The organism is Brevundimonas sp., assembly GCF_031082345.1.
In the GTDB taxonomy this organism is placed as follows: Bacteria; Pseudomonadota; Alphaproteobacteria; order Caulobacterales; family Caulobacteraceae; genus Brevundimonas.
On the sequence record NZ_JAVHLH010000408.1, the window covers coordinates 1 to 1101 of the forward strand.

1 protein-coding gene is annotated in these 1101 nt (G+C 74.1%); it reads left to right on the forward strand.

The window, feature by feature from the left end:
* Positions 1–1029, forward strand: a 1029-nt coding sequence (dprA, locus tag RDU12_RS15820) for a DNA-processing protein DprA (RefSeq protein ID WP_308685637.1), incomplete at its 5' end; no start/stop codon positions are given.
* Positions 1030–1101 lie beyond the last annotated feature (72 nt).

The following is a 1101-nucleotide window of genomic DNA, read 5'->3' on the forward strand; positions in this document are numbered from 1 at the left end:
CGGGTCGGCCCGGTCACCTTCAAACAGCTGCTGGACCGGTTCGGCTCGGCCGCACGCGCCGTCGAGGCCCTGCCCGACCTGATCCGGCGCGGCGGCGGGCATGGGCACGACCTGCCGCCGGCGCCCGATATCGAACGGGAGATCGAGGCGGGAACCGGGATCGGGGCCCGACTGATCGTCCTCGGCGACGCCGACTACCCGGAGATGCTGGCCGCCGTCGATCCGCCGCCGCCCGTGCTCTGGGCGCTTGGGGACGCGAGCCTGATGGGCCGCCCCTGCCTCGCCGTGGTCGGGGCGCGGATCGCCTCGGCGGGCGGGCAGCGGATCGCACGGGGCCTGTCGCAGCAGCTGGGCGAGGCCGGGCATGTGGTGGTGTCCGGTCTGGCGCGCGGCATCGACGGCGCGGCCCACGCCGGGGCCCTGCCGACCGGAACCGTGGCCGTGCTGGGCGGCGGGGTCGACGATGTCTATCCGCCCGACAACGCCGACCTGTACCGCCAGATCGCCGAACAGGGCTGCATCGTCTCGGAAAGCCCGGTCGGGGCGCGGGCCCAGGCGAAGGACTTTCCGCGCCGCAACCGCATCATCTCGGGCCTGTCGCGGGGCGTCATCGTCGTCGAGGCCGAGCTCCGGTCAGGTTCATTGATCACGGCGCGGCTGGCGGCCGAACAGGGCCGCGACGTCTTCGCCGTGCCGGGGTCGCCGCTGGACCCGCGGTCGCGCGGACCCAACGAACTGCTGCGACAGGGCGCGATCCTGTGCGAGGGTGTGGAGGACGTGGAGCGGGCCTTCTCGACCCTGCGCACCCTGGGCGAGCCGCCCGCCGGCAATCCCTTCGACGGCGCCCCCGACGACGTGGACGCCGCCTTCCTCGAACAGGTCGCCGCCCTGCTGTCGCCGACGCCGACGCCCCGCGACGAGCTGGCCCGGGCGCTGAACGCGCCGGTCGGAACGGTCGCCGCCGCCCTGCTGGAATTGAGCCTCGCCGGCCGCGCCACCCTGCTTCCGGGAGGTCTGGTTTCCGTCTGACCGACCCTCCTAATTGCGGCGGCGATTGACAGCGACGCCCGCGCCAACCACGTTCCGCCCCCTTTCGAGCCC